The 24,948-nt window shown below is 43.6% G+C and carries 18 protein-coding genes; 11 read left to right on the top strand and 7 right to left on the bottom strand.

Annotation, left to right across the window (positions count from 1 at the left end; genetic code table 11):
* Positions 1-378: 378 nt before the first annotated feature.
* Positions 379-2,007: a pyridoxal-dependent aspartate 1-decarboxylase PanP gene (gene panP, locus MHN30_RS04815; RefSeq protein ID WP_239358707.1), complete on the top strand. Its 1,629-nt coding sequence runs from the start codon at positions 379-381 to the stop codon at positions 2,005-2,007.
* Between the two features lie 210 nt (positions 2,008-2,217).
* Positions 2,218-3,261 carry a sensor domain-containing diguanylate cyclase gene (locus MHN30_RS04810; RefSeq protein WP_130164813.1) on the top strand — a complete coding sequence of 348 codons (1,044 nt, stop codon included), beginning with the start codon at positions 2,218-2,220 and terminating at the stop codon, positions 3,259-3,261.
* Positions 3,262-3,318: 57 nt separating this feature from the next.
* Here MHN30_RS04810 and MHN30_RS04805 read toward each other — a convergent pair whose 3' ends face one another.
* Positions 3,319-4,020, bottom strand: coding sequence for a transglutaminase family protein (locus MHN30_RS04805; protein WP_239358705.1), 702 nt, complete (start codon positions 4,018-4,020; stop codon positions 3,319-3,321).
* Between the two features lie 237 nt (positions 4,021-4,257).
* On the opposite strand from MHN30_RS04805, the gene MHN30_RS04800 reads away from it, so the two are divergent.
* Positions 4,258-4,656, top strand: coding sequence for a hypothetical protein (locus tag MHN30_RS04800; RefSeq protein ID WP_130164811.1), 399 nt, complete (start codon positions 4,258-4,260; stop codon positions 4,654-4,656).
* On the opposite strand, the gene MHN30_RS04795 is transcribed toward MHN30_RS04800, so the two are convergent.
* Together MHN30_RS04795 and MHN30_RS04790 are read right to left on the bottom strand one after the other, a co-directional pair.
* Positions 4,653-5,342 (bottom strand): AraC family transcriptional regulator, encoded by a 690-nt coding sequence (locus tag MHN30_RS04795; protein ID WP_239358703.1) that lies wholly within the window; start codon positions 5,340-5,342, stop codon positions 4,653-4,655. The genes MHN30_RS04800 and MHN30_RS04795 overlap by 4 nt on opposite strands.
* 35 nt (positions 5,343-5,377) lie before the next feature.
* Entirely contained in the window at positions 5,378-6,301 is a 924-nt protein-coding gene (locus tag MHN30_RS04790; RefSeq protein ID WP_130164809.1) for a manganese-dependent inorganic pyrophosphatase, read from the bottom strand.
* Positions 6,302-6,508: 207 nt separating this feature from the next.
* On the opposite strand from MHN30_RS04790, the gene MHN30_RS04785 reads away from it, so the two are divergent.
* The gene (locus MHN30_RS04785) at positions 6,509-6,994 is read left to right on the top strand and encodes a hypothetical protein (protein WP_010605723.1); all 486 of its coding nucleotides are present in this window, start codon (positions 6,509-6,511) and stop codon (positions 6,992-6,994) included.
* Between the two features lie 31 nt (positions 6,995-7,025).
* On the top strand, positions 7,026-7,835 hold the full coding sequence (mutM, locus tag MHN30_RS04780) for a bifunctional DNA-formamidopyrimidine glycosylase/DNA-(apurinic or apyrimidinic site) lyase (RefSeq protein ID WP_039494310.1): 810 nt from the start codon (positions 7,026-7,028) through the stop codon (positions 7,833-7,835).
* Positions 7,836-7,848: 13 nt separating this feature from the next.
* Here the strand turns inward: mutM and MHN30_RS04775 are convergent, their stop codons facing one another.
* Complete coding sequence (locus MHN30_RS04775; protein ID WP_130164807.1) at positions 7,849-9,468, bottom strand: FapA family protein; 1,620 nt, start codon at positions 9,466-9,468, stop codon at positions 7,849-7,851.
* Between the two features lie 163 nt (positions 9,469-9,631).
* The gene (locus MHN30_RS04770; protein WP_239358693.1) at positions 9,632-10,525 is read right to left on the bottom strand and encodes a LysR family transcriptional regulator; all 894 of its coding nucleotides are present in this window, start codon (positions 10,523-10,525) and stop codon (positions 9,632-9,634) included.
* Positions 10,526-10,635: 110 nt separating this feature from the next.
* Between MHN30_RS04770 and MHN30_RS04765 the strand changes: the two genes are divergently transcribed.
* From MHN30_RS04765 to MHN30_RS04755, 3 genes are all read left to right on the top strand, one after another.
* Entirely contained in the window at positions 10,636-12,204 is a 1,569-nt protein-coding gene (locus tag MHN30_RS04765) for an NADH-quinone oxidoreductase subunit L (protein WP_130164932.1), read from the top strand.
* On the top strand, positions 12,204-14,636 hold the full coding sequence (locus tag MHN30_RS04760; protein ID WP_239358691.1) for a DUF2309 domain-containing protein: 2,433 nt from the start codon (positions 12,204-12,206) through the stop codon (positions 14,634-14,636). Before MHN30_RS04765 ends, MHN30_RS04760 begins: the two co-directional genes overlap by 1 nt.
* Before the next feature lie 137 nt (positions 14,637-14,773).
* A complete protein-coding gene (locus MHN30_RS04755) occupies positions 14,774-16,657 on the top strand; it encodes a hypothetical protein (protein ID WP_130164804.1) in 1,884 nt (627 codons plus the stop codon).
* Between the two features lie 521 nt (positions 16,658-17,178).
* On the opposite strand, the gene MHN30_RS04750 is transcribed toward MHN30_RS04755, so the two are convergent.
* Entirely contained in the window at positions 17,179-18,492 is a 1,314-nt protein-coding gene (locus MHN30_RS04750) for an AAA family ATPase (protein ID WP_239358689.1), read from the bottom strand.
* A gap of 318 nt (positions 18,493-18,810) precedes the next feature.
* Between MHN30_RS04750 and MHN30_RS04745 the strand changes: the two genes are divergently transcribed.
* From MHN30_RS04745 to MHN30_RS04735, 3 genes are all read left to right on the top strand, one after another.
* Positions 18,811-19,116 carry a helix-turn-helix domain-containing protein gene (locus tag MHN30_RS04745; protein WP_036984862.1) on the top strand — a complete coding sequence of 102 codons (306 nt, stop codon included), beginning with the start codon at positions 18,811-18,813 and terminating at the stop codon, positions 19,114-19,116.
* A complete protein-coding gene (locus tag MHN30_RS04740; protein WP_130164802.1) occupies positions 19,113-20,363 on the top strand; it encodes a type II toxin-antitoxin system HipA family toxin in 1,251 nt (416 codons plus the stop codon). The genes MHN30_RS04745 and MHN30_RS04740 overlap by 4 nt, the downstream gene beginning before the upstream one ends.
* Positions 20,364-21,144: 781 nt before the next feature.
* Positions 21,145-24,267 (top strand): DEAD/DEAH box helicase, encoded by a 3,123-nt coding sequence (locus MHN30_RS04735; RefSeq protein ID WP_239358687.1) that lies wholly within the window; start codon positions 21,145-21,147, stop codon positions 24,265-24,267.
* Between the two features lie 18 nt (positions 24,268-24,285).
* On the opposite strand, the gene MHN30_RS04730 is transcribed toward MHN30_RS04735, so the two are convergent.
* A complete protein-coding gene (locus tag MHN30_RS04730; RefSeq protein WP_239358685.1) occupies positions 24,286-24,831 on the bottom strand; it encodes a hypothetical protein in 546 nt (181 codons plus the stop codon).
* Positions 24,832-24,948 lie beyond the last annotated feature (117 nt).

Here is a 24,948-nt window from a genome sequence, read left to right as displayed (position 1 = left end):
CAATACAACATAAATTGACGTCTTGAGAAGAAATAAAGCAAAAAACTTTTTCTCCAATGATCAATAAAATGCATTGTTGCGGGCAAATCGGCAATATACCGTTTTGCTGGGTTTATGTCCCCATTTTATACCTTATTTTTGACGAGAATGTAAAATAGAAACGCCAGAATACTGAGGGATTTTTCACTGAACTTTCGTTGGGTTTTCATAAAATTGTCAATGTTTCATGAATTTTAACTAGACAATAGAAGACAATTCCCTTTCTTTACAGTAAAGTTAGCCATTTCATGTATCACAATCTCTTGTGCAATTTGTATCTACTCAATTTCTAAAATGGGTAGATAGGCTACTGCACCGTTTGATGTTTAGGTAGTATTGATGGGTCCAAAGCGTTGCGCCGTTGCGTCTGAAGAAAGCTTAATGCGTATATTTACCGTGCCAGAGGCGCCTGATTCAACTTTAAGCAGAATCGAGCAAGAAATCTCGAGCAATTTGGCTGGCTTTTTAAATGAGAATATTGCGGCAATCGAAAAGCCACTGCACGAAGTTGAAAAAGACTTTCAGTCGGCGGTGATCCCCGAAGTGCCGATGTTTGTCTCAGACTATGCGCAAGATATCATGGAGCAATTAGTTGCTCACTCAGTACATACCGCAGCCCCAAGCTTTATTGGGCATATGACTTCAGCTTTACCGCATTTCGTGTTGCCTCTGTCGAAGCTGATGGTGGGACTCAATCAAAACCTAGTCAAAATTGAAACGTCAAAAGCCTTTACTCCACTTGAACGTCAAGTGTTGGGAATGATGCATCACTTGGTTTATGGCAGCGATGATGCTTTCTACGATAAGTGGATGCACAGCGCAAAAACGTCACTTGGTGCTTTTTGTTCTGGTGGCACAATTGCCAATATAACCGCGCTTTGGATTGCAAGAAACCGCTTATTAAAAGCAGATGGTGAATTTAAAGGCATTGGCGCATCGGGTATTGTGGCTGCAATGCTACATTATGGCTACCGAGGCTTAGCGGTATTGGTTTCTGAAAGAGGTCATTATTCACTAGGTAAGGCCGCAGATGTGCTAGGTATTGGCCGTGATAACTTCATTTCAATCAAAACAGCTGGCAACAATAAGGTGGATGTTGATGCCATGCGAGCTAAAGCTCATGAGCTTGAAGCGCAAGGGATTAAAGTACTGGCTTTGGTTGGTGTTGCTGGGACGACCGAAACGGGTAATATTGACCCGTTAGAAGAGATGGCTGATTTAGCCGAAGAGCTCAATTGCCACTTTCATGTTGACGCCGCTTGGGGTGGAGCAACACTACTATCGAATAACAATCGCCACCTTCTTAAAGGGGTGGAGCGAGCAGATTCAATAACCATAGATGCGCACAAACAAATGTATGTGCCGATGGGGGCGGGTATGGTGCTATTTAAAGACCCTGCAGCATCTGATGCAATTGAACATCACGCCGAATACATCTTACGGAAAGGCTCAAAAGATCTGGGTAGCCATACTTTAGAGGGGAGTCGTCCTGGTATGGCGATGTTAGTGCACGCATGTCTGCGTGTCATTGGTCGTCAAGGCTATGAGATGCTCATCGATAAAGGGATTGAAAAGGCACGGTATTTTGCTGAACTAATTAAACAAACCCCTGATTTTGAGCTGATCTCTGAACCTGAGCTATGTTTGCTGACTTACCGCTATGTGCCTGAACAAATAAAAGCGGCAATCGCACAAGCGGATGAACAAGAAAAGATAGAGATTTATGCCGCACTCAACCGTTTTACTGCTAGCATGCAAAAGCGCCAGCGTGAAGCAGGTCGCTCTTTTGTTTCTCGAACACGCTTAACGCCAGAGCAATATGACCGCCAACCTACGGTGGTATTCCGAGTGGTTTTGGCCAATCCTCTGACATCGGAGTCTTTGCTTAAAGAAATCATGGATGAGCAACGACAATTGGCAATGTCAGATCCGGTATTAAAAAAATACCTCGCAAAATATATTAAATAATCAACGAATAAAGTGGCCTCGTGCCACTTAAATAATCTCAGGTTTATTACCTTTTAGCATTACCTCCTTTACGGATTGCTCTACTTATATTCTTATTTCTTACATAATCGTGTGAAAATATTCCTAAACATAGGTTAATTCTAGTATTTAAGACTATGCTTAAAAATTATGGCGCGTTATGCTAGCAGAAAAGAATAAAATCTTCGTATTATGTTGAAGAACTTTAGCAATGTCACTCAGAGGCTTAGGCGGCTCAGTTCGCAGGAGCTTGATGTATCGGGAACATTTCAAAGCTTCCTGATTGATTTACTAGATGAAGGTAAGCTTACCTTAGACGTCACTCGGGTTTCCGTTTGGTTGTTTGACGATCTTGACAAACCCTCTGAACTTATCAATGTTGCTAATACAGATTGGCAGGATGATGAGTTACCTGTGCAATTGCCTGCTTTAACGTATGAAAACTTTCCCGCTTATTTTTCAGCAATCAACAGTGGTCAATCGATAGATGCGAACGACGCTGCTGCCGATCCCAGAACCTCTGAATTTCAAGAGTGTTATTTAACTCCAAACCACATAGTAACCATGTTAGATACGGTGATCTTTAAAAATGGTATTCCTCACGGAGTGGTGTGCTGTGAGGGGAATAATGGCGTACGTACGTGGCACAAAGATGAAATCGCGTTTGCAGAGATGATTGCGGACTGCTGCAGTCGCCGATTACTGGTTAAAGAGTTATGGCAGTTACAGCTGCAACTCACTGACATGGCGTTTAAAGATCCACTCACTGGGTTGAGTAATCGACGTTTTTTAATGGATAACGCAAAACGTGAGATCAGTCGTCATGCACGCTTTGATCATCCATTTAGTATGATGATGCTAGACATAGATCACTTTAAAAAAATCAACGATAATCACGGCCATGAAACCGGTGATTTAGTGTTAAAAAGCTTTGCCGAAATCTGCGTAAATACCTTAAGGTTAGAAGATTGTATGTGTCGTTTAGGGGGTGAGGAGTTTATTGTGCTGTTACCTAACACGCCGGTAAATTCAGCGATGGTGATCGCCGAGCGCCTACGACAAGAAATAGAGCAATCGGTTATCTCTACGCCATCAGGGGAGATCACCATTACATCAAGCTTTGGGGTCGCTGAAGTCAATACCAATTTACCTTTTGGTCATTCGTTAAAAGCCGTTGATCACGCGGTATATCAAGCCAAAGCTGCAGGCCGCAACTGCGTGATCCCCGCGCAATAGAGGTGGCGTTGAATACACCAACCACAGGCGCAGCCAATTTGCTATTGCACGCTCAAGTTAGTTGAAGCGTCCGGCTCTGACGCGCCTTACCCTTTGGTTTATCCAATGTCTAAAGCAGTGTGCATAGAGCCATTGCTTAATGCCGGTTAGATTTTTGTGTTGCTGATAAAGCGCATCAGGACTTGTATAAAGCCCTAAATCGCGTGTGATACTTTGCTTTTGAATATACGCACCATTTAACGAAAAGCGATTATCGGGTTGCTGTAAACAGGGAGTGGAAATACCAAACCCAGTAAAGTTTTTTGCCTTCGAGAACTGTTGCTGAACTTGTTTTAGGTAGCCGTCATCTATTATGTAACCTTCAAGCTCTATCCAGCGCTCCTCTAGATAAACTTCAACCCAACTATGGATAATACTTTTTGGAGCAAACCACGTCAGTAGGGTAGGAATTAACCCTTGTTTAAGATCGTTGGCTATCTCAAACCCATGAACTCGGGTGGGAATATCACAAGCCCTTAGCAATGCGACCAGTAATGTTCCTTTGGTATTACATTGTCCATAGCCTTGCTTAAGCACTTGGCTTGCAGTTAGTGTATCTATCTTACTATAACCAAATTCGATGTCGTCTTTGACGAAGTTATAGATTTGTTTCGCTGCCGCGATGGCGTCAAGTTGCCGCCAACCTTTTGCTTCTATTAAGCCTTGGATCTCTGAATGTTGATAATCAACTAAAGGGGTAGTTACTAAAAATTGCTTCATGGTTATGCTCCTATTTTGGTAGTAGTGTGATGCAACTTAGGTAACTAAGCTTGAATAAACTGGCTAAGTTCATGGTTAGTTAATGGGTATACAAATAGATTTTTTTATTTTGTATTTAGGGAAGGAACCTATGAGAAAAACAACAAAGATTGTTGATAAGATATGTACTGACAAAGTACTGAAGCAGCGACCAAGTGACCACGATGACATGTTTTACGATTATGGAGGGTCGCTTGCATGATGTGGAAAGTCTTATTTTATTTCTTACTACTGACGTTTATTGCCTCAATCTATGATGCATTTACGCTGCCGGATCATTTAGCAATAGAATCGAGCGTGTTTACTGGGATTGTGTTATTGGTCGCAGATCTCTTAAATGTATTTGGTGCCTTTTGCGTCGCTTATGGCAAGCGTCCTATCACAGATGTGTGGTTTTGGAGCGTGTCATTAGCACTATTTATTGCTGCCAATGTTTACATTCAGCTTCAGGCATTTATTCAGTTTCGTATTGGCTATACGGTCGATGAGATGATTGTTCATTCGATTATTTTCCTCGTCGTATTAACCATATCGTCGCTACCTATGGTCAAGCTGATTGATGAAGCTTATAAGCGAGGTAATAAACAAACGGCTTAGTTTATATCGCTTTGTGTTTTTAATGCCTCAGTCGGTGTAATGCCAAACTGCCGTTTAAATGTACGGCTTAAATGAGCGCTATCTGCAAACCCCGCGAGCATGGCTGCTTGTGTAAGGTTGTTGCCTTGTTGTATGGCAACAACTGAGCAGATCAGCCTGCGCCACAGCACATAAGGTCGCCACGCTATCCCTACTTGCTCTGTAAACAGATGTAGAAAGCGACTTGGTGAGAGATAAAGTGACTCGGCAATTGTATTTGCGTTGAAGTGACTGGGTTTAAGGCAAGTTTGTGCGTTAAAACACGCATCTAATTGCGCCAATACACGGTCAATTCGTGGATCTAAATCTGTTGTCGATAGCTCGGTAAGTCCTACTATGTGTATCAACTCGGAAAGCTTGGCATTGCTATTTGGTGCAGTATTTATCTTGATTGCTGAGCAGCTGTTGCCTTGTAGCTGCTTGCCATACAAGCTTTTTGGCTCGACTAATATCACCCAGCCTAAGGTCATTTTTAAGCTATGTTCTACGCCACTAGCAATTACGCTTGGGCCAGATAGCGTCTTGTCACCGATTTTCGCGATACAGTCGCTCAAGGGCAGATTAATTTGAATAAGGTGATGTGAATGGCACGCAGCATTCAAGTCTTTGACAAAGGAGGCGAATATACCCGGAGTGAGGTGCAGCATAAAAACAGCCGAGACTTTCGTCTCGGCGAGCAGTATTAACCAGCGAATGCGTCTTGCAATGGTGGTACAACTTGCTTTTTACGGCTCAGTACGCCGTCCAACCATACTTTGCTTGCTTCAGGCTCAACGTCGTATGCTTTTGCGATGATCGCTTCATCATCAGAAGCGATCAGCATTTGTGAGCCTTCTTTCATGATATCAGTAAGTAGTAGCATCACACTGTGGCGATTACCTTCTTCTTTTAATTTTGCGATATCGGCATGTAGCTCATCTTTGATCTTATCAAATACAGCAAGATCAACCACTTCAAGCTGGCCAATACCAACAAGGTTGCCATTCATGTTAAAGTCTTTGAAATCACGCATGACTAGGTCACGAATTGGTGTGTCTTCAACTGCTGATTTCACCTTGAACATTTCCATGCCAAGCTCTTTAGCATCTTCAACACCCGCGATTTTTGCAAGCGCTTCAACACATTTGATATCCGCAGTGGTACAAGTTGGTGATTTGAAGATGACTGTGTCGCTTAGGATTGCACACATCATGATACCAGCAATGTTTGCTGGGATTTCTACATCGTAGAAGTCGTACATCATTTTAATGATCGTGTTACTACAGCCAACAGGGCGGATCCAACACTCAAGTGGTGTTGAAGTTGTAAGGTCGCCTAGTTTGTGGTGATCAACTACGCCAACTACAGTTGCTTTATCGATGTCGTCTGGTGCTTGCGTTTTTTCAGTGTGGTCAACGATATACACATCTTCGCCAGCATAGCTCATCTTAAGCTCTGGTGCTTCAAAACCAAAACGGTCAAGAATAAACTGAGTCTCCGGTGAGACTTCACCCAAGCGCGTTGGGATTGCTTCTTCACCAATTTGGTTTTTTAAATAAGCAAGTGCGATTGCACCGCAGATTGAATCTGAATCAGGGATCTTATGACCCACTACATACATTGCCATTGACGGAACTCCTTAAAATTTTGCCCACATTCTAGCAAAATAACTTGTCATTTAAATAGTGTAAATGCGCAATTTGGCGTAGATAGGGGGCGGTAACGACAGATTGTTGAACTAGGCGAAATAGCCTCGTTGAGCAAGGGCTAATTGAGCATGTATAAATGTAAATTAGTATTATACACTAACCGCTCAAACGCTTAGGAGATGGGTATGATTCAAATGAGCCGTAAGGGCTGGAATAATGTGGTGATCTTTTCCATGTTACTGATGATCTTTTTTCTCAACGGCCTCCACTATAAATTGAATCCCAGTGACGACAAAGCAAAGATACAAGCTGTGCTGCCAGAGCAAAGCTTTGTCTTAACTGTGGCATTTCCTGGCTATAAAATTGAACGCATTGGTACGAGCTGGCGTATAGAGTTACCGCAAGGCTCAAACCAGAGCTTTAGTGAAGATGCCTTACGTGCGCTTGTTGCCAAGTGGCAAAGTTTACAGCTATTGGTTGTTGAGGCGCCAAAGCAGTTGGAGCCCGCGTTGAGCGCTGCGCAGTTTTGGCTGGCAACCCAAGAGCTTCCGCTTAGCTACCAACTGTATCCTAGCGATAATGGCTTTGTATTATTTGATAAACAACAACAGCGTTGGTTTGAGCTTGATAGCGTGCAAGCCAAAGCATTATTTCTACCGATAGAATTGTAATACCACAAACCACACAGTAATAGAGTGAATTATGCCTGAGTTACCAGAAGTCGAAGTGAGCCGTTTAGGCATTCAACCGTATTTAGAGCAACATATTATCCAAAGCGTAAAAGTACACAATGGTAAGCTAAGATGGCCTGTACCAGAGGAAGTACAATTGCTTGAAGGTGAGAAGGTGCTTGCGGTTAAGCGACGGGCAAAATATTTGCTTATCGAATCCAAGCATGGCACTGCGATTTTGCATTTGGGGATGTCAGGAAACTTACGCGTTGTTGATAGCAAAGAGCCACTAAAAAAGCATGATCATGTGGAGATCATTCTGGCCTCAGGTAAGTCGCTCAGGTTGAACGACCCACGTCGCTTTGGTGCCTTTTTATGGCAAGGTGCAGGCGAAGATCATAGCGTTTTTGAAAAGCTGGGTCCTGAGCCGTTGACCGAGCTTTTTACTGCAGAGTACTTATTTGAAAAAAGCAGAGGCAAGAAGCAGCCAATTAAACAATTTGTTATGGATAATCATGTGGTGGTTGGTGTGGGTAATATTTATGCCAATGAATCTTTGTTTAAAGCGGGGATCCATCCCAAAAAAGAAGCAGGTAAAATTTCACTTAAACGCTACCAATTACTGACACCGATCATCAAGGAAACCTTAAGTGCAGCTATCAAACAAGGGGGAACGACACTTAAAGACTTTGCTCAAAGTGATGGTAAACCGGGTTATTTTGCCCAAGAATTGCTGGTGTATGGTCGCAAAGGTGAACCTTGCGTAAGCTGCGAAACGCCACTAAAAGAGATACGTCTAGGGCAACGCAGTACAGTGTATTGCTCTAAATGTCAGCGCTAGAGCAAAGTGCAGGCTAGGAGCCTGCGGTTTTAAAGTCTATCTTAACTTGGTTTTCTTGTAGCGTTGCTGAGCAAGGGGGATAACTGCGGGTTGTTTTATACACGCGGTCAAAGATATGGATTTCAACCCCTGAATGAAGCGCTTTGTTTGCTGCAAGCTTCGTGTTGTCGAGCAAATCGTGTAAGTCGTGATCAAGCTGGCTGAGCTTTTGCTCAAGGTGCTCGGCTTGCTGGCAGTAGTGCATCTGTGTTGCGCCAATTTTAGTTTTGAGTTGCTGCTTTTTGGCTGCGTCTTTTACTAACTCTGCTTTTTCTATCGCTTGCTGTAGTTGATCTAAAGAATCATTGGTGGCGGCGACTTCTTTGAACAGGGTGTCGGTTTCTTGGGTGATTTTAAGACCTTTGCGTGCCAGATAAATCATCATCTTAGCGCCAGACTCACTGCCAATCTCTCCCGCAACTACCATTTGTGCATCGATAATTGAGCCACCTATCAACTTGCCATTTGGATGATCGCCAGTGCCAACTTGTATCAGCTTTTGCGCTTTAATATCGCAGTGGTTACTTTGCTTATTGATAATAATGTTATCGCCTTCAAGGTAAGTATATTGTCCATGGGCAATCTCAACATTGCCTTTGGCGATAAGTTTGCAAGTTAAGCCTTGCTCATTATTTTGATGGTCGACATGGCCAATCACGCCACCTCGCACTTCAATATGACCACCAGCGATAAGTTCTCCAGATTCTACCGTGCCGAGCACTGTGATATCGCCTTGTGCGGTTACGTGCATACCCGGCTCCACATTATGGGTAACGATAACGCTGCCATTAAAGTCGACATGACCACTTTTTACTGTGACATCGGCAATCGTAAATACATCATCCACGCGCATACCGTTGGCGATATCTGAGGGGCAACCTGCGATAGTTGCGATAAGCTCTAGTGGGTTGGTGGGGTTGATCTCGGTGCCTTCACCCGCCATAAGCTGGAACGATTCGCCGGGCTTTGCTTCAATACTTTCACCGCTAACCGTAAAGCCTTCTTTACCTGGTGTTGCGGGTTTTTGAGTCACCAATAAATCACCCGGTGCAACGCTTGCAAGCTTACCAAAATCACGCATGTCAACGGTGCCGTCTTCACGCATTCTAGGTTGCTTGAGTCTCTCTTTTAAAGTTTGTACATGCGGCAGTAATTTTGCTGACTGGCCGTCTTGTGGTGGCCGGCCTTGGGCGATTAACCCAGATGCTTCTTCACCAGGTGGAAGTTCAAATTGTTTGCGCAGGATATTTTCTAGGTAAGCTTGCTTATAGCCGCGACTGACGCCTGCTTTAACAATGGCTTTTTTCGCTTCTTCTAATGATATCGCTTTACCACCGCGAGCCGTTTTAAGTTGCCCAAAGGCCTGCATTTTATCGTCACTTAAGGTGACTTCAAACTCGGCATCATGTTGTTTAGCTACGACAATTTGGCTCTCGGGGAAGTCGCTTTGGAAAAAGGCATTAATCGAGTCGTGATCAATTTCGCAGTCGGCAAATTGCGACTTTTCAAGGGCTTCAATCACAAACGCAGCACTCGGCGGTGAAGCAGACTTCACATCCATTAAGATATTGCCATTGTGCGCAAGCTTGAACACGATAACTGCCTCGTCGAATTTTTATCCTATAGTTTCAGCTTGCTAAAGAAACATCAATTGGTCAAGTGCTTAGGCCAATTTTCTTACGTTAATATGGGTTAAGTTAAAAAACAGAAATAAATCGTGATTTTCTAATACTTTCAGATGAATAAAATCACCGCGCTTAAAAATGTGCGGGCTTATCATGCGCTTCTTGCAGCAGGATTTTAATCGCTTCAGGAACAACCTTTTTCTGTGTTGAAATCGCATAAAAATACTCATAAATATTAGGTAGTTCCTGATATTGCTGTAGCACCCCTTGGGCTATTTCGTCTTTTACTACTACGGCTGGTAAAACAGCCACCGCGCCACTGTCTCGTGCCAGTAGTCGCATCATCGCCATATCGTCGACCTCTGCCAAAATGTTGGGGAAATACTGATACTGAGCGCACAGAGCATTAAATGCGGTGCGTAAATCTGAGTTGGCAGGTGGCAAGATCCAGCGTGTTTTTTCAAAGCCTTGTGGAAATGGCGAGCTTGGCTTGAGCGCAGGCGGACCAATGATCGCCAGCGGTTGCTTGGCAACCAGTTGGCACTGCCAATAGGGATCTGAAGTATCTAGGTTTATTGTTCGGTTGGTAAGCACTAAGTCCAGTTCATAATTGGTTAAGCCGTTGAGTAGCTCAGAAATACTGCCTGACTTTAACTTAAATTGCACATCGTTGCGTCGCATCAAAGGACTAATAAAAGCTTCTACAAAGTTACGTGACAGAGTGGTCAACACCCCAATCGTCACGTGGGTGGTTGACTGTACGCCTTTGCTTAGCAAAGCTTCGAGCTCTTGCCCCGTGGTAAAAATATCATCGGCATAGCTCAGCACCTTTTTACCCTGATCGGTAAGCATTAGGCTGCGGCCTACGCGCTCAAATAGCGATACTCCGACATTATGTTCCAACTGTTTGATTTGCGCCGAGAGCGCAGATTGCGAAACATGTAATTCTTTAGCGGCCTGAGTCAGGTTTCCGAGCTTGGCAACCTGCCAAAAGTAGTAAAGGTGGTGATAATTAAGTCGGCTCATCTATATATAAGTAAAACAGAACGAATGGTTAAATTATATCTATTTTTATTAAATTAAAAAGGTTGGAATAATGACCTAATTCAAGACTTAGGTGAGAAGCATAGAAAGTGATGATTAATATCTTAGTGGTGTTGTTGCTATTACACTTTTTGATTGCTGCGTCTTTCATGAGCAAAGCGTCTCGTAGTAACGCTGGGTTATTTCGTATCGCGAACGGTTTTGCTATCGGTGTGGCAATTTGTATCGCTTTTGGCTGGGGGAGTTGGGCAACGCAAGGTGATATTGCCAGTAGCCTGTTTGAAATAAACTTTTTACGGCTTAGCGTGGTGTCATTGATTGGCTTTATGAGCTTTATTTTACTGCGTTACTCCATTCACTATTTACATGGTGAAAAACACCGGGGCCGCTATTTTCGCTATCTACTCACCACGTTACTGAGCGTAACTGTCGTGGTGCTCAGTAATCACTTAGTCCTATTTTGGTTGGCTTGGGTCGGCATTAGCTTGAGCTTGCATCGTCTACTGCTGTTTTATCCTAACCGCCCGAGAGCGGCATTGGCCGCACACAAAAAGTTTATTTTGGCGCGCTTGGCAGAAAGTGCATTGCTTGGAGCTTTTATTTGTATCTACCTCAGCACTGGCATGCTCCAGCTTAATGACATCACAAACTATTACTTAACTCACTCAACAACACTGACTGCGCTAGAGCAATCAGCAGCTGGCTTACTCGCAATTGTGGCGCTGATAAAATGCGCGCAACTGCCAGTGCATGGCTGGTTGATGCAAGTGGTTGAATCACCCACACCGGTAAGTGCGCTGCTGCATGCAGGGATCATTAATCTGGGTGGTTTTTTGGTGATGGTGTTTGGCCCTTTGATTTTACGCGTAGAAGCTGCGAAATGGCTGATCTTGATCGTGGCAGGAATAACGACATTATTGGCCGCGCTTATCATGACAACGCGGATCAGTTTAAAAGTGCGCTTGGCTTGGTCAACCTGTGCACAAATGGGACTGATGCTAGTGGAGTGTGCTTTGGGACTATATGAATTAGCGCTGCTGCACTTATTAGCGCATTCAGCCTACAAGGCCCACGCATTTTTAAACTCAAGCCAGTGGATCCATGAAGATTTGACTCGTCGCTTGAGCGACCAGCTTGAACCGCCCTTATGGCAATGGCTTATTGCACTTGTCGTGGCAACTGGCCTCACGACAGCAGCTGCAGTTGTCATTGAATATCAAGGTCCTATCAGTATTTGGGGATTAATGGTTGGCGCATTAACGGTGTGGTTAGCGCTGCGTTTTGAGGCGCAAGCCCCTAGCAGCTATTTTAGAATTATCACCGCAGCCGTTGTGTTGTTGGCAGCCTATAGTGCGCAAAAGTGGCTATTGCACTTGGTGGTCGCGCTACCAAATGATCTTAGAGCGCAAGCACTCGATGGTGCTGATATTTGGTTACTCAGCCTAGTAGTGGTACTCATTGTAGTAAATTATCTGCTCTATTACCGCGCACATCTGATAACAGTGCAAAAACTCTCTCGGGTGTTGTATGCCGGGCTGTATTTAGACGAGTGGATGACGCGATTAACCATATTACTTTGGCCCGTCCATTTGCCAAGTATTAAAAAGCAGAAACACCTAGCCATTCATCGCTATGCTGCGGGGCACGAGGAGCAGAAGTAATGATAGAGACACAAGACAACAAACAGACTCAGCTATCTAAGCCGCAACAGCAACAACTCCTGAGCGCTGAAACACGTATTGCGCCAACTTGGCCACTCGATCAATTGATCGCAGTGAATCCATTTTGGGGAATGCGAGATCTGCCTTTTGATGCGGTGGTCAATAAAATGAGTGCGTTGGCACAGGTTAGAATGCTGATGCCCGTGGCATTTTATCTTGAACAATGGCAGCTAGAGGCGATTTCAGAGCAAGCATTGCAGCAATCTGCGGCACATTACGCGGTGGATCGCAGCACCAATGCGTTACTTAATTGGCTCAAAAAAAGTCACTGCGGCGAGTTGCCACACTGGCATACATTAGCGGACTTGCTTGACCGTTATCGCTCTGAGCATAAGATGCCATGGCAAGAGGAGATCAGCCACCAAATTAGCCAATTTTGCGCCGCGCATTATCAGCAGGTGCAGCCTATTCTCAAACAAACCCAAGGTGAAGAGAGACTCTGCTTGTATCGTCACTGGCATGAAACCGTATCACGAGATTTGGGAATAAGCATCGTTATGGGGGAGTCGGGTTTAGTGGATTACTTTAAGGCTTTGCCAACGTCTCCTGAGTCTTTAATTGCACTCGCTGTCGACACCTTAGGGATTGGGTTCAATGAGCTGAGTGATTATTCGCACATGCTACTGCTAGACATTAATGGCTGGGCATCTTGGGCGGCTTATGAACGCTGGCAAGCAGATCTTGCCCAGCATCCGGCTTCCGATATGCGTGCGCTATTGGCCATTCGAATGGCGTGGGAGCTGGTGATTTGGCGTTACGTGAGTGAGCGCCATCCAACGACCTTTACCCGTATTCAACACCATTGGAACAAGCAAAAGCTGCAACTTGCTGAGATCGTGCTTGAGCATAAAAAAGCTTTGTTGCCGCGCCTGGTATTTCAGCGGGCACTCGAGTGCAGTTATCAAGCCACTTTAGTGGGGCAGCTAAAAACTCAGCAGGTAAAATCTGAGGGTGCTCGTGAGCAAGCTACACCGACCTTACAAGCTGCTTTTTGTATTGATGTGCGCTCAGAGGTGATCCGCCGTGCGATAGAAGCTCAAAGCGCAGGCATTCAAACCATAGGCTATGCTGGTTTCTTTGGCCTACCGATTGATTATCATGCGACTAACTGCCGTTTTAGTCGGCCACAGTTACCCGGATTACTAAAAGCGCCAATCACCGCAATACAAACGCCCGCACCCCAGCACCTTGCCACAAAACGCCAGCAAGCTGGCCGTTGGCATAGCTGGTCTCACTCTGCTGCGGCTTCATTTTCAATGGTGGAGTCGATGGGGATGAGCTACTTTTATCAGCTATTTAGCAAAGTGTTTTCATTGCAAAAAACTCAGCACCCCGTCGATAGCCATATTGATTTAAGGAAGTGGCAGTTAAAGCAAGGCGAACATGAAGTTACTGTTTTGGAGCAAGCTAAACTCGCAGCTGGCATAGTAAAAGGGATGGGACTGACCGAATTTGCTGATACGGTCCTACTGGTTGGCCACGGAGCGCATACCACCAATAATTTACATGAAGCCGGGCTACAATGTGGTGCATGTGGCGGGCAGTCGGGAGAAGTGAATGTTAAAGTACTCGCGCAACTTCTTAACGACCAAGCGGTACGCGCAGAATTAATCGCGCTTGGCATCGCTATTCCGCCGCAAACACGTTTTGTTGCAGCGCTACATAATACCACCACTGAAACAATTACCCCCTATGGCGAAATAGATACAGAGATAACCCGCTGGTTAAAGCAGGCAGCGCATCTGGCTCGAGTAGAGCGTGCCCATACACTTGCGATAACTGGTAAAGAGTTATCCGAACAGCAATTAGAGCAGCGATTTATAGCCCGTACTAAAGATTGGTCTCAAGTTAGGCCAGAATGGGGCCTTGCCAACAATGCAGCATTTGTGGTCGCACCGAGACAAGTTACGCAGGGAGTTGACTTGCAAGGCCGAGTCTTTTTGCATGAATACAGTGCCGAGCAAGACCAAGACTTTAGTCAGTTAACTGCTATTTTAACCGCTCCTATGCTCGTCACTAACTGGATCAATATGCAATATAACGCTTCGGTAACCGATACCCACAAATACGGCAGTGGTAACAAGGTGCTGCATAATGTAGTAGGGGGAAGGATTGGAGTGTTTGAAGGTAATGGCGGAGATTTGCGAATTGGTCTGCCAATGCAATCCGTTCACAACGGTGAAAAATGGATGCATACCCCACAACGTTTAAGCGTCATTGTACAAGCACCAACCGAAGCACTAGAGCAAATCATGGCAGCACATCCAGTTGTAAAACAATTGGTAGAAAACGAGTGGCTTTATCTTCTGTCTATTTCGCCTAATTGTAACGAAGTTAGGCGATTTGATAACAGTAAGTGGGAACTTCTTTGAATTCAAACGAAACTCGTTGCAACTTAACAAGTTATTGTGCAGAGTATTGCAGAAATTGAAAGGTGTGGCTGGACGCTGCGTAAACTAGACGACCTCCTAGCCACCGACATTGGACTGTTTATACAAGGAGGCTGCTAGTGGCTTTTGATTATGGCTCTATTGATTTAGGGCTTAAAAACCCATTTAAAACGGAAGGTAAAATCACTGCTATTCGTGGTGCAATACAAACTATTGCTGGAATTGCATTACTGGTGATTGCCGCCAGCTCCGTTAAGAGCGATGCGGGTATGGGTTGGATCATCATGCTATTTGGCATGTTGATTTTAGGTCTTGGGATCACCTCTCTTGCAAAAGGAATATATGCAACGCTGCGTTTTTTTGTGGGTCGTAACCATCCCACCTCTTTAGCTTATAACTTCAGTAAGTCAGAAACTTCAACCGCCCAGCAAGAAAAGGCTGATGTGGCTTACCGTGCTAAAACGCTTGAAGAAATGTTGATTGGCCGAAAAAACAGCACGTTTGTAGAGCCGAAAGGGTTCTTATCGCGTTTACTTCACAGCATTGCACCTAAATTACTCTTTCTTCCTTATCCTATCAGAAATATGAGCCAACGCTTATTTGGTGCATGGGTGAGTACATTAACTGCACTTGTGCTTTATGGTGTGGTGGCGTTTGTATCGCTTTCTGGCTTTGCCGGTGATGCTGGGGAGCTGACTTTCCCAATCTATAGCACCTTACTGATGATATATATTTTGTCATGTTGGTATAGCGCGGCTAAACCGATTTCACGCAAAGCGGAACATGCCATTGAATCTTTGGGGAGTGCGACCCTCACTAAAGTGATTTCGCTCTCTTTTGTGTTACCAATCCTGATTGGTTTAACTTTGTCTTACATCATGGATGAAGGAAAGTTAAGTAAAGCCGATATTGAGCTCTTTTTTGCGCCTTTGCCTAGTCTTCATACTTGGGCTTATCTCACGGGCGTTATCGTGCTTGCACTTGGCTGTAGCGCGATTATTGCTGTTATGCTTAAAGCGCGGTTAGACAAAGTAAACCCAGTGGTTGAAGTGTCTGAGTTAAGAGAAAACTGGCAAGAATCAGTACATCCAAACGAGATATTTATTAACCTCGACAACTTGGTGATGGCTAATCGCCGCTATAAAGAAGTACCAAACCGGGTTTATCGTGAGCTAGATCCCAGCTTGCAAGAACAAGTTGATGGTAAAGGTGGCTTTAAAGGTGAAATGATCCAAGAAGTACAACCTAAAGTCCTACCCCTAGATTTAGGTAAATCATTCGAACGCTTTAGGTTTTTATCTTTGCTAGGTGGTAACTTACTGCTGCTAGTGACCCTTGGATTAAGCGTCTTTTTTGCTTATGCCATAGTAGATATTTACCACTATATAACGAGCGCCAATATCAGTAATTTTTCTAGTGCTTTCAGCGAAGAGAACATTGCGTCATTCAGCGCTGTTGTGATGGTAGCCGTACATTTACTGCTAAGTGGCTTATTGATTAAATCGTTTGCGTCAATGCTAAACAATGCTGCACACGTATTCTATGCCGAGATGCAGTTTGAATCTCTGCTGGTTTATTTTAAGTGTGAAGGGACATTTACTGAGTCAAAAATATCAACAGGTACTGGTATTCACGATTCCACACGCTCTGAAAATACGCTAGTACGCAGCAGTATTACCCCTTGGGTAGTGGTGTCGAGAATTGTATCAACGACCTTCGCTGCCACGGGCATGAAAAACCTAGAGCACCCAAGGCATATATTAGAAATGCATAAAGACGATGCACAGCTAAGCGACATCCGTAAAGATGTGATTAGCTTCTTAAAAGACCGAGAATCCATCGCCGCGATTACCAGCGAACGTGATTTAGGTAACGCCTCACAAGTATACCAACTCAATCAGCAAACGAGAGCGGTGGATAAAAACCATCAACTGCGCGCAAGTAGTGATGAAGCCGGCGCTTATCTGCGCCGAGAAGAAGCACTCGAAAATAAAGAAGAGTAAAAGACAAGTGCCACCCTCAGGTGGCAATTTTGTTGAAGCTAGTGAGCTTTATTCAATATATTTTTTTGAATTTGCTCTTTAAGTGGCAATCTAAACATTTAAAAATTCAAAAGTTTACCGAAAAGAAACCGTTCAAAAATGCCTGTTTGCCCACCAAACTGCCCACCACTTGCCTATGGCTTTTACTAAATCTTAGTGGTTAGCAATGGAAAAACAGTGCCGTTTTTATGCTGCTGTTAGGACTTAAAAATAGAAGCTTTGAAGGGCTTTATCGAGCATGATTTCCGTCGACATAGCTTTGCCATTTTTTCACTGGTTTTACACGATAGTAATGAGTCAGCAGAAAGCTCACTTAGCCTGAAATGGACATTATGGTGTCCATTTTAATAGAAATAAGCTCAATATGGATGCTATGGTATCCAAAAGAGATAAGACTGAGTGTCGAATGGTAAGCATCAGGTCTACAAATTGTTATCCCTAAGGTAACTTTGTGTAGACCTTCGGGGCTAGGCAACGCGCCTTTACCATCTCTCTGGTAAATACTGCGTGAAATACAAAGGCATCACGATATTGGTTTGTTCTAACGCTGAAGAGCCTTGTGTACCCGTTAACTTAAAGGTTTTATTTGGAGTACATTTTTCAACGTAGGATGCCAACGATTTTGCTCTTGTACGTTTACCACTTTTGACTTCCACAGGGATGATATCGCCTTCATCGGTCGCCAAAATAAATTCGATTTCGGCGCGGGCGTCATTCCATGAATAGCTTGGGTCAACGCCAATAGCTGTGAGCTCTTGTAGCACAAAGTTTTCAGCCACATAGCCTTTGTATTCATAGTTTTGTTGCTTAATCTCTTTATAACTGCTGCCCAGCATATGATTGAGTAGGCCCACATCAAACAGAAATAGTTTAACCATATTGTCTTTTTTATAGGCCGCCAACGGAGTTTTCGGTAATCCTTCAATAGGGTAGTTTGGCAAAGCTAAGCGGCAGCAGTTAAGCCAATGGATCGCGGTTTCAAAATCGCTATAACGAGATTTACGCTCATGCACATGCTTAAATTTAAAGCGTTTAACTGACTCATCGCTGACAAGTGATAGCTGGGCTGGAATGCTATTAAACACCGATTCAATCAGTGTGGCATCGACCTTGCCCGCGTACTTACCGAAATCGCGGCGATAACCTTCAACTAAATCGGCATGAATTTTTGTGACTTTTTCAACACGCTCTAGAATGCTTGAATCCTTAAACTGATACCAAGCAGAAACGGCTTCCGGCATACCACCGGTAAAAAAATAGTCGGTTAGTTTATCCATCAATTTAGTGTGCACCGCCGGTGTGCTTGCTTGACTATCAAATGCTTTGATCAGTGCTTGCTCGTTGGATGCGTAAATAAATTCTTGGAAGGTCAGTGGTCGTAAATTGTATTGTTCTACCTTGCCCACAGGGAAGGTGTTGAGCAAACCAATATTTGAACCGCTGGCAGCGACAAAATAGGAGGGGGCTTTCTCGGCAAAGTACTTAAGTGAGGTAACGGCACGCTCACATTCGCCAATTTCATCTAATATCAGCAGATCGGTTTCTGGGTTGAACACCTGATTGGTCAAAAGTTCAATGTTCATTATTAGCTCGTCAGGTGAGAGTGAGCCATCGAACGCTTCTTTGTAGGCGGGATTTTCAAGAAAGTCGATACGAAGGATGTTGGCAAAGGTGTTACCAAACAACTCTTGCAGCAGATAGGTTTTACCTGTTTGTCTTGCGCCATCGATTAATAATGGCTTGCGTACAGATTGACTTTTCCATGCTATTAGGGCGTTGAGTAAGTTGCGCTGCATTGTCATTTCCCGCCAATTAAGACTGTTAACTGCCTGTAGTATAACTCAGTCTACACTTTTACGCGCAGAAAAGTGTGATATTTTACATTTTTATGCGCGTAAAAGTGTAATTTGATGGCCTTTGGCATTCAGGGATTCACATCATCGCCTTGGCCAACGCGCAAACTAAACCTAAAAGTAGGATATAAATCCAATTATATTGAGTAAAGTGGGAATATAGTCCCATGTGTAAGTTGTTGGAGTTGCTTGGGATTCAAAGTTGGACTATATTCCCATTAACGATTGAATAATGGGAATATAGTCCCTTTGGTTTGTGATATGGCTAAGCGTGACTTACACAATGTACTGTTTCCAAAGCAGCGCAAAATCCTGACGCATTTTGGTGAAGACTTGCTGTTGGCGATGAAACGACGTGGTTTTACAAAAAAGCTACTGTGTGAACGTACTGGTTTTGATCATAAAACCGTGAATAAAGTCTTCGCCGGTGATCCGGGCGTTGCCATAGGCACTTACTTAAAAGTGATGGCCGTTCTTGGCATGGAAAGCAACTTTGCAGAAATGGCCGCTCATGATGAAGTGGGTATCAAGCTGCAAAACATAAAATTGCTGGAAGGTTCAAAATGAGCCGTGAAATCGTCGAAGTCTATGCCGACTGGCAGCCAATTGAAGCGCCTTTGCTAATTGGGCTGCTTGCTTACAGCGATTCAAGCCGAGGGGGCGTATTTAGTTTTGCCTACGATAAAGCATTTTTAACCTCAGCCTATCGCTTGCAAATTGATCCAATCCTAACGCTTCACTCCGGTGAACTCTATAACGATGAAGCCGATAAAAACTTTCGCGCATTTCTTGATTCATCGCCTGATAGATGGGGGCGTATTTTAATGCAGCGGCGTGCGGCCATTGAGGCGCGCAAAGGCATTCGAGCAACAAGTCGATTAAACGAATTGGATTACCTACTGGGCGTACATGACTCTTATCGGATGGGCGGGATTCGATTTAAGCGAGTAGGCTCAGATGCTTTTTTGGACGACAACTCTGAGTTTGCTGCGCCACCAATGGCTTCTTTGCGAGAGCTAGAGCACGCCGCAATGCAGATTGAAAAAGACGATAACATCGACAGTGACGAGTATTACCGCTGGTTGAAGAGGCTGATTTCTCCAGGCTCATCATTAGGTGGTGCAAGGCCCAAGGCTTGTGTCACAGATGAACAAGGCCACTTGTGGATTGCCAAGTTTCCCAATTTAAATGATACCCATGATGTGGGCGCGTGGGAGATGGTCTGTTATGAATTGGCTCTGGCGGCAGGTATTGACATGTATCCAAGTGAGATCAGGCAATTTTCGTCACAGCACCATACCTTTTTAACCAAACGGTTTGACCGCGACGGTGAAAGGCGGCTGCATTTTTCATCGGCCATGACACAGCTTCAATACTATGATGGTGAACAATCTCAAGGTGCCAGCTACCTAGAGATTGCTGAATTTATTTCCAATTGTGGTGCACAAACAACAGCCGATTTAGCTCAGTTATGGCGTCGAATCGTGTTTAATATTGCGGTGTCTAACACGGATGATCACCTGCGTAACCATGGGTTTTTATTAACAAAAAATGGCTGGAAGTTATCACCAGCTTATGATTTAAACCCGATAGTGGGTAAGCATGGCCTGCATCTAAATATTACCGATGCAGACAACACTTTAGACTACCAATTAGCCTTTGACGTAAAAGACTTCTTCCGACTTTCGCAAACCCAAGCCACACAAATTTACGATGAAGTATTAATGGCGGTTAAGCAATGGCACACCGTTGCTAAGCGGCTAGGGATCAGCCGAGCGGAGCAAGCCATGAAACAATCAGCGTTTAACGTTTAATGAGTCAGTGAAACTATATTTTCATTTTTTAGCATATAGAGAAGTTATAGTTTCATTTTTAATCTTTGCCTCACACTCCATGTGTTGTCACACACCTCTTATCCCTTGGGCTTTTGGGGCAGTATAGGCAACGCCTTAATTCACGCTACTTAGCAATATACTAGCCCTGCCCACAGGGTATTTATCACCAGGGGCTTTATGTAAATTCTGGGGCAGCTCGCTACCTGCACCCTCAGAAAGCTGCACGATCTGGGCATTTATCTGCCTACTGCGTCCGTTTAGTACTGGCAAACTCCTAACTGAACTTAACAGATCAGTGAGGCTTATTTTGAAAAAATAGAAACGATGAACTCAACCACACAATCACCCACAAACTCAGTATATCCAGCGCGTCAGCAGCGGATTTTGCACTTGCCTGAGGTAAAGGCCAAAACTGGTTTTGGCCGCAGTCCATTTATGTTCTTTACTTATTGGCAGAGATACCGGTAGAAAATTTCCGCGATACATTCGGATTGGCGTGCGGCGTAGTCGTAATTTTAGCCGTGGTAACGCTATCACCCTTAGAAGTAATTTTAAGCTTGTTTATAAATATTAAGAGCCAGGTTGGAGAGCTAGCTCTTAGCTTAATGCATGACTACGACCGCTTAATTGGGTTGGCTTTAAACGTGCAGGTGGTAGAGGTGTTAATGGCTAAAAAGCACTTAAAAAACCACACCACGCTTTTAACTAAATGCGAGAGCGTGTAAATTTATCTTTCATAATTAAAGGAATAGCAGTACTTATGAATCAAACTGGCATTTATGAGCAAATGATCACTAACTTGATCACGGGTCGCCTCAATAAAGAGCAATTCTACATTGGGGAGCGTGAGCTTGAACAAGCCGAAGCTGCAATATGGCTATCTCGGTTTCTAAGCAGGATCATTGAGTATGCGGTTAATTGCTTGCCTGCCGGAGACGACCAATTACAGCGTCAAATTGAGTTATCAAATCAATTGATATTATGGCTTAAAGATAGGGTCCGAGAAGATGAATTCTTCGATGAAAACTTACTAGCAGGACAAGGAAAAATACTTACGGCTTTATACGAAATTGAAAATCCTGTTGCCGCCGATTTAAAGAAGTATGTTGAAGATATATTTCCGCTAACGGGCTTAACACAAAGCGAATTATTTTGTGGCAGCAATGCAGGTTTATCTCTCGAGAGTGAGTTAAAGCGTGAAATAAGATCGTCAGACAAAATTTATTGGCTGGTCTCATTTATAAAATGGGCGGGGATCAGGATTTTCAAAAATGAGCTAGAGGAATTTACCCGCAGCGGTAAGCAGCTCAAAGTTATCACCACTTCTTACATGGGCGCAACCGATGCTAAAGCGGTTGAGTTTTTGGCTTCACTGCCCAATACAGAGGTTAAACTCAGCTACAATACTCAGCGTGAGCGACTACATGCAAAGAGCTATTTGTTTCTTCGAGATACAGGCTTTCATACTGGTTACATTGGTTCGTCTAATTTATCGCACTCCGCTTTAACCAGTGGCCTTGAGTGGAATTTAAAGATCACGTCACAAGAAATTCCGCACATTATTGAGCGTTCAATTAATACATTTGAAAGCTACTGGAATTCGAGGGAATTTGAAGTGTTTGATGGTCAAGTTAAGGCACGAGAAAAGCTCAATATAGCGCTCAAAAATGCCAAAATGGGCGGCGTTCAAGAGCCAAACCATTACTTTGAAATTAAGCCATTTACACATCAGCAAGAAATCTTAGAGCAATTAGAGGTTGAGCGAGCTTTACACAAGCGCTTTAAAAATCTAGTTGTGGCGGCAACAGGCACTGGTAAAACGTTAATTTCGGCCTTTGATTTTGCAAAGTTTCTCAAACACAAACCCGATGCTAATTTTTTATTTATTGCCCATCGAGAAGAAATTCTTAAACAGGCGCGTCAGGCTTATCGAGGTGTTTTAAAAAACTCGACCTTTGGCGAGCTTTGGGTGAGTAACTACACGCCTGAGCGCTATGAACAATTGTTTGCATCGGTGCAAATGTTAAACAACCAACTTAACAACTTATCCCTTTCTAGTGACTACTTTGATTATATTGTCATTGATGAAGTGCATCACGTTGCTGCCAGCTCTTATCGCAGTATTTTAAATAAGTTTACGCCGAGTATTTTGCTAGGATTAACAGCAACGCCGGAGCGTCATGACGGTGCAAATATTCTTGATGACTTTTGTGGCGTGATTGCAGCTGAAATCCGCTTACCAGAGGCGATTAACCGTCGCCATTTATGTCCGTTCCAATATTTTTGCGTTGATGATGATACCGATCTCAGAAGTGTCAGTTGGAGTCGAGGGCGGTACGACATAGCTGCATTAACCAATTTGTATACGCATAACCAGCAACGAGTTGAGAAGATTTATCAAACATTAAACGAGCTTATAACGTCTATGTCTTGCATGAAGGCATTGGCATTCTGTGTCAGCAAGGAGCATGCAGAATTTATGTGTAAGCAGTTCCTGCTTAAAGGTATATCTTGCGATTATTTGACCAGTGATAACAGCCAAGATAGAACTCAAAAGCAACAAGCGCTTCGTTCAGGCAATATTAACGTTTTATTTGTGGTGGATATCTTTAACGAAGGAGTCGATATTCCTGAAGTCGACACTTTACTATTTTTACGACCTACAGAAAGCTTAACGATATTCTTGCAGCAATTGGGGCGAGGCTTGCGCTTAGCCGACGGCAAAGAGGTGTGCACTATTTTAGACTTTGTCGGTAATGCCAATGCTGAATATGACTTTGCTCATAAGTTTAGAGCTTTGGTTGGCAAAACCGATGGGGCAATAAGTGATGAAATTAAAAATGGCTTTCCTCATGCGCCTTTAGGTTGTCGCATTGAGCTCTCGAAACAAACGCAAGACATGGTGCTGCGTAACATTAAGCAGGCGACCTTGACTAGACAGAGGTTAATTGGTTTAGCTGGTTCGTTTTCTCGAGACTCAACCTTAGAAATGAACTTGGCAAATTTCATAAAGGTATACCCACAAGTTGAAGTAGAAGCTTTGTATAAAAGACTATGCTGGACTGAGCTTTGTTTAGATGCTGGTTTGTTAAACGATGTAGATCTTGAGCTTGTTCGTAACTTTGCCCGGATGGTAAAGACAAGGTTGCTAGTGTGTGATGATCATGACTATCTAAGCAAATTAAAAGAATTCGCTACTAATGGAGCGATAACTTCAGATTTACACCAACTCATGTTGCATTATGATTTCTGGCAACAATCAGGAGAAAAGCTAGGCTTCCAAGATATAAACGACAGTTTAAACCGACTTGAGCATCAGTGGTTAAAATCGGAATTAGCGAGTCTAACCTCTTTGTTAATTGACCGTATACACCATAATCAAGAAACCATGCCTATGATGGGCAATCACCCGATAAAGCTTCATGCTCGTTATGCCAGAGAGCAAATATTGGTTGGTTTTGGTGTGTCTACTTTTGAAAAGCAGCCGAATTCTCGAGAAGGTGTTTTTAGCATTCGAGAGCAAAATATTGAGCTGCTATTCGTTACGTTGAATAAAAACGAAAAGCAGTTTTCGCCCACTACTATGTATCACGACTACGCGATAAATGAACAGCTTTTCCATTGGCAAAGCCAAAACTCAGCAAGGCCTGATTATGGTAGAGGTCTAGACTATGTCACTCACAAAGCAAAGGGTAAGCGACTTTTTCTGTTTGTTAGAGAGCAAGCAAAAGACGAATTTGGCAAAACCATAGGATTTGTTAATTTTGGCGAAGTTGACTATGTATCGCACATTGGTAGGCAGCCCATGAACATCACTTGGCAGTTGCGAAATACCATGCCGACATTTATGTGGAAACAGGCGGCTAAGTTAGCAATGGCTTAGCAGGTTGATATTGGAGCGTTAGCTTAATAAAGCGAGCATTTCCTTAATTGGCCAAATACAGTCTTTTTGTCCTTTAACCATGCAAGGGCGTTCAGCTAACCAGGCGGCAGTTCTATAAGGTGAACAATCCATGATGTTAATTTGGTCGAACCAAAGTTGATATTCTATATCGCCTTTCATTTGATTCATCGTCCCTTGCACACTACGGTTATTGGCTTTGGCAATTGTTAGCGGGCCGAGTAATGAAGCTGCTTTTTGTAATTGCTGGTTAGTTGCACCTACTTTTAGCAAGGTATTCATAAAGCTATCAGCAAATAGAAAATCTAACTTTGCAAAATCTGGTTTGGTGAGACCAATAATAAATACCGGAAAGCGGGTTTGATTATGCATCAGGAGCACACAGTTTCTGCGTTGTATTGTGAGCAAATTAGCATGCCAATCTGACAAAGGGTGAGTGTTTGGCGTGCTTAAATCAGTCAGCTTTGCATCGGAACAAGCGGATATAACTCCTTCATTGACAGGGAGCTTTGCAATGAGTTTTTGTGTACAGAAAAGGTTAATCATGTGATTGCTTTTTTGTTCTAATAACAGTTGAAGTTTAGCGAAATTATGAAGGTTAATATATTTCATAAAATGAACCCAATAAAAAACCGCCGAGAGGCGGTTTTTCAAAGCTGATAG

The organism is Pseudoalteromonas sp. OF7H-1, from assembly GCF_022347825.1.
Taxonomy (GTDB): Bacteria; Pseudomonadota; Gammaproteobacteria; order Enterobacterales; family Alteromonadaceae; genus Pseudoalteromonas; species Pseudoalteromonas maricaloris.
The sequence above is the reverse complement of the archived record's forward strand: the minus strand, read 5'-3'. Positions and strand labels throughout refer to the sequence as shown.

What these genes read in the sequence shown, in the direction of transcription:
- panP (WP_239358707.1), top strand. Translation starts at nt 379, where the DNA reads ATGGGTCCAAAGCGTTGCGCCGTTGCGTCTGAAGAAAGCTTAATGCGT.
- MHN30_RS04810 (WP_130164813.1), top strand. Translation starts at nt 2,218, where the DNA reads ATGTTGAAGAACTTTAGCAATGTCACTCAGAGGCTTAGGCGGCTCAGT.
- MHN30_RS04805 (WP_239358705.1), bottom strand. Translation starts at nt 4,020, where the DNA reads ATGAAGCAATTTTTAGTAACTACCCCTTTAGTTGATTATCAACATTCA.
- MHN30_RS04800 (WP_130164811.1), top strand. Translation starts at nt 4,258, where the DNA reads ATGATGTGGAAAGTCTTATTTTATTTCTTACTACTGACGTTTATTGCC.
- MHN30_RS04795 (WP_239358703.1), bottom strand. Translation starts at nt 5,342, where the DNA reads ATGCTGCACCTCACTCCGGGTATATTCGCCTCCTTTGTCAAAGACTTG.
- MHN30_RS04790 (WP_130164809.1), bottom strand. Translation starts at nt 6,301, where the DNA reads ATGGCAATGTATGTAGTGGGTCATAAGATCCCTGATTCAGATTCAATC.
- MHN30_RS04785 (WP_010605723.1), top strand. Translation starts at nt 6,509, where the DNA reads ATGATTCAAATGAGCCGTAAGGGCTGGAATAATGTGGTGATCTTTTCC.
- mutM (WP_039494310.1), top strand. Translation starts at nt 7,026, where the DNA reads ATGCCTGAGTTACCAGAAGTCGAAGTGAGCCGTTTAGGCATTCAACCG.
- MHN30_RS04770 (WP_239358693.1), bottom strand. Translation starts at nt 10,525, where the DNA reads ATGAGCCGACTTAATTATCACCACCTTTACTACTTTTGGCAGGTTGCC.
- MHN30_RS04765 (WP_130164932.1), top strand. Translation starts at nt 10,636, where the DNA reads ATGATTAATATCTTAGTGGTGTTGTTGCTATTACACTTTTTGATTGCT.
- MHN30_RS04760 (WP_239358691.1), top strand. Translation starts at nt 12,204, where the DNA reads ATGATAGAGACACAAGACAACAAACAGACTCAGCTATCTAAGCCGCAA.
- MHN30_RS04750 (WP_239358689.1), bottom strand. Translation starts at nt 18,492, where the DNA reads ATGCAGCGCAACTTACTCAACGCCCTAATAGCATGGAAAAGTCAATCT.
- MHN30_RS04745 (WP_036984862.1), top strand. Translation starts at nt 18,811, where the DNA reads ATGGCTAAGCGTGACTTACACAATGTACTGTTTCCAAAGCAGCGCAAA.
- MHN30_RS04740 (WP_130164802.1), top strand. Translation starts at nt 19,113, where the DNA reads ATGAGCCGTGAAATCGTCGAAGTCTATGCCGACTGGCAGCCAATTGAA.
- MHN30_RS04735 (WP_239358687.1), top strand. Translation starts at nt 21,145, where the DNA reads ATGAATCAAACTGGCATTTATGAGCAAATGATCACTAACTTGATCACG.
- MHN30_RS04730 (WP_239358685.1), bottom strand. Translation starts at nt 24,831, where the DNA reads ATGATTAACCTTTTCTGTACACAAAAACTCATTGCAAAGCTCCCTGTC.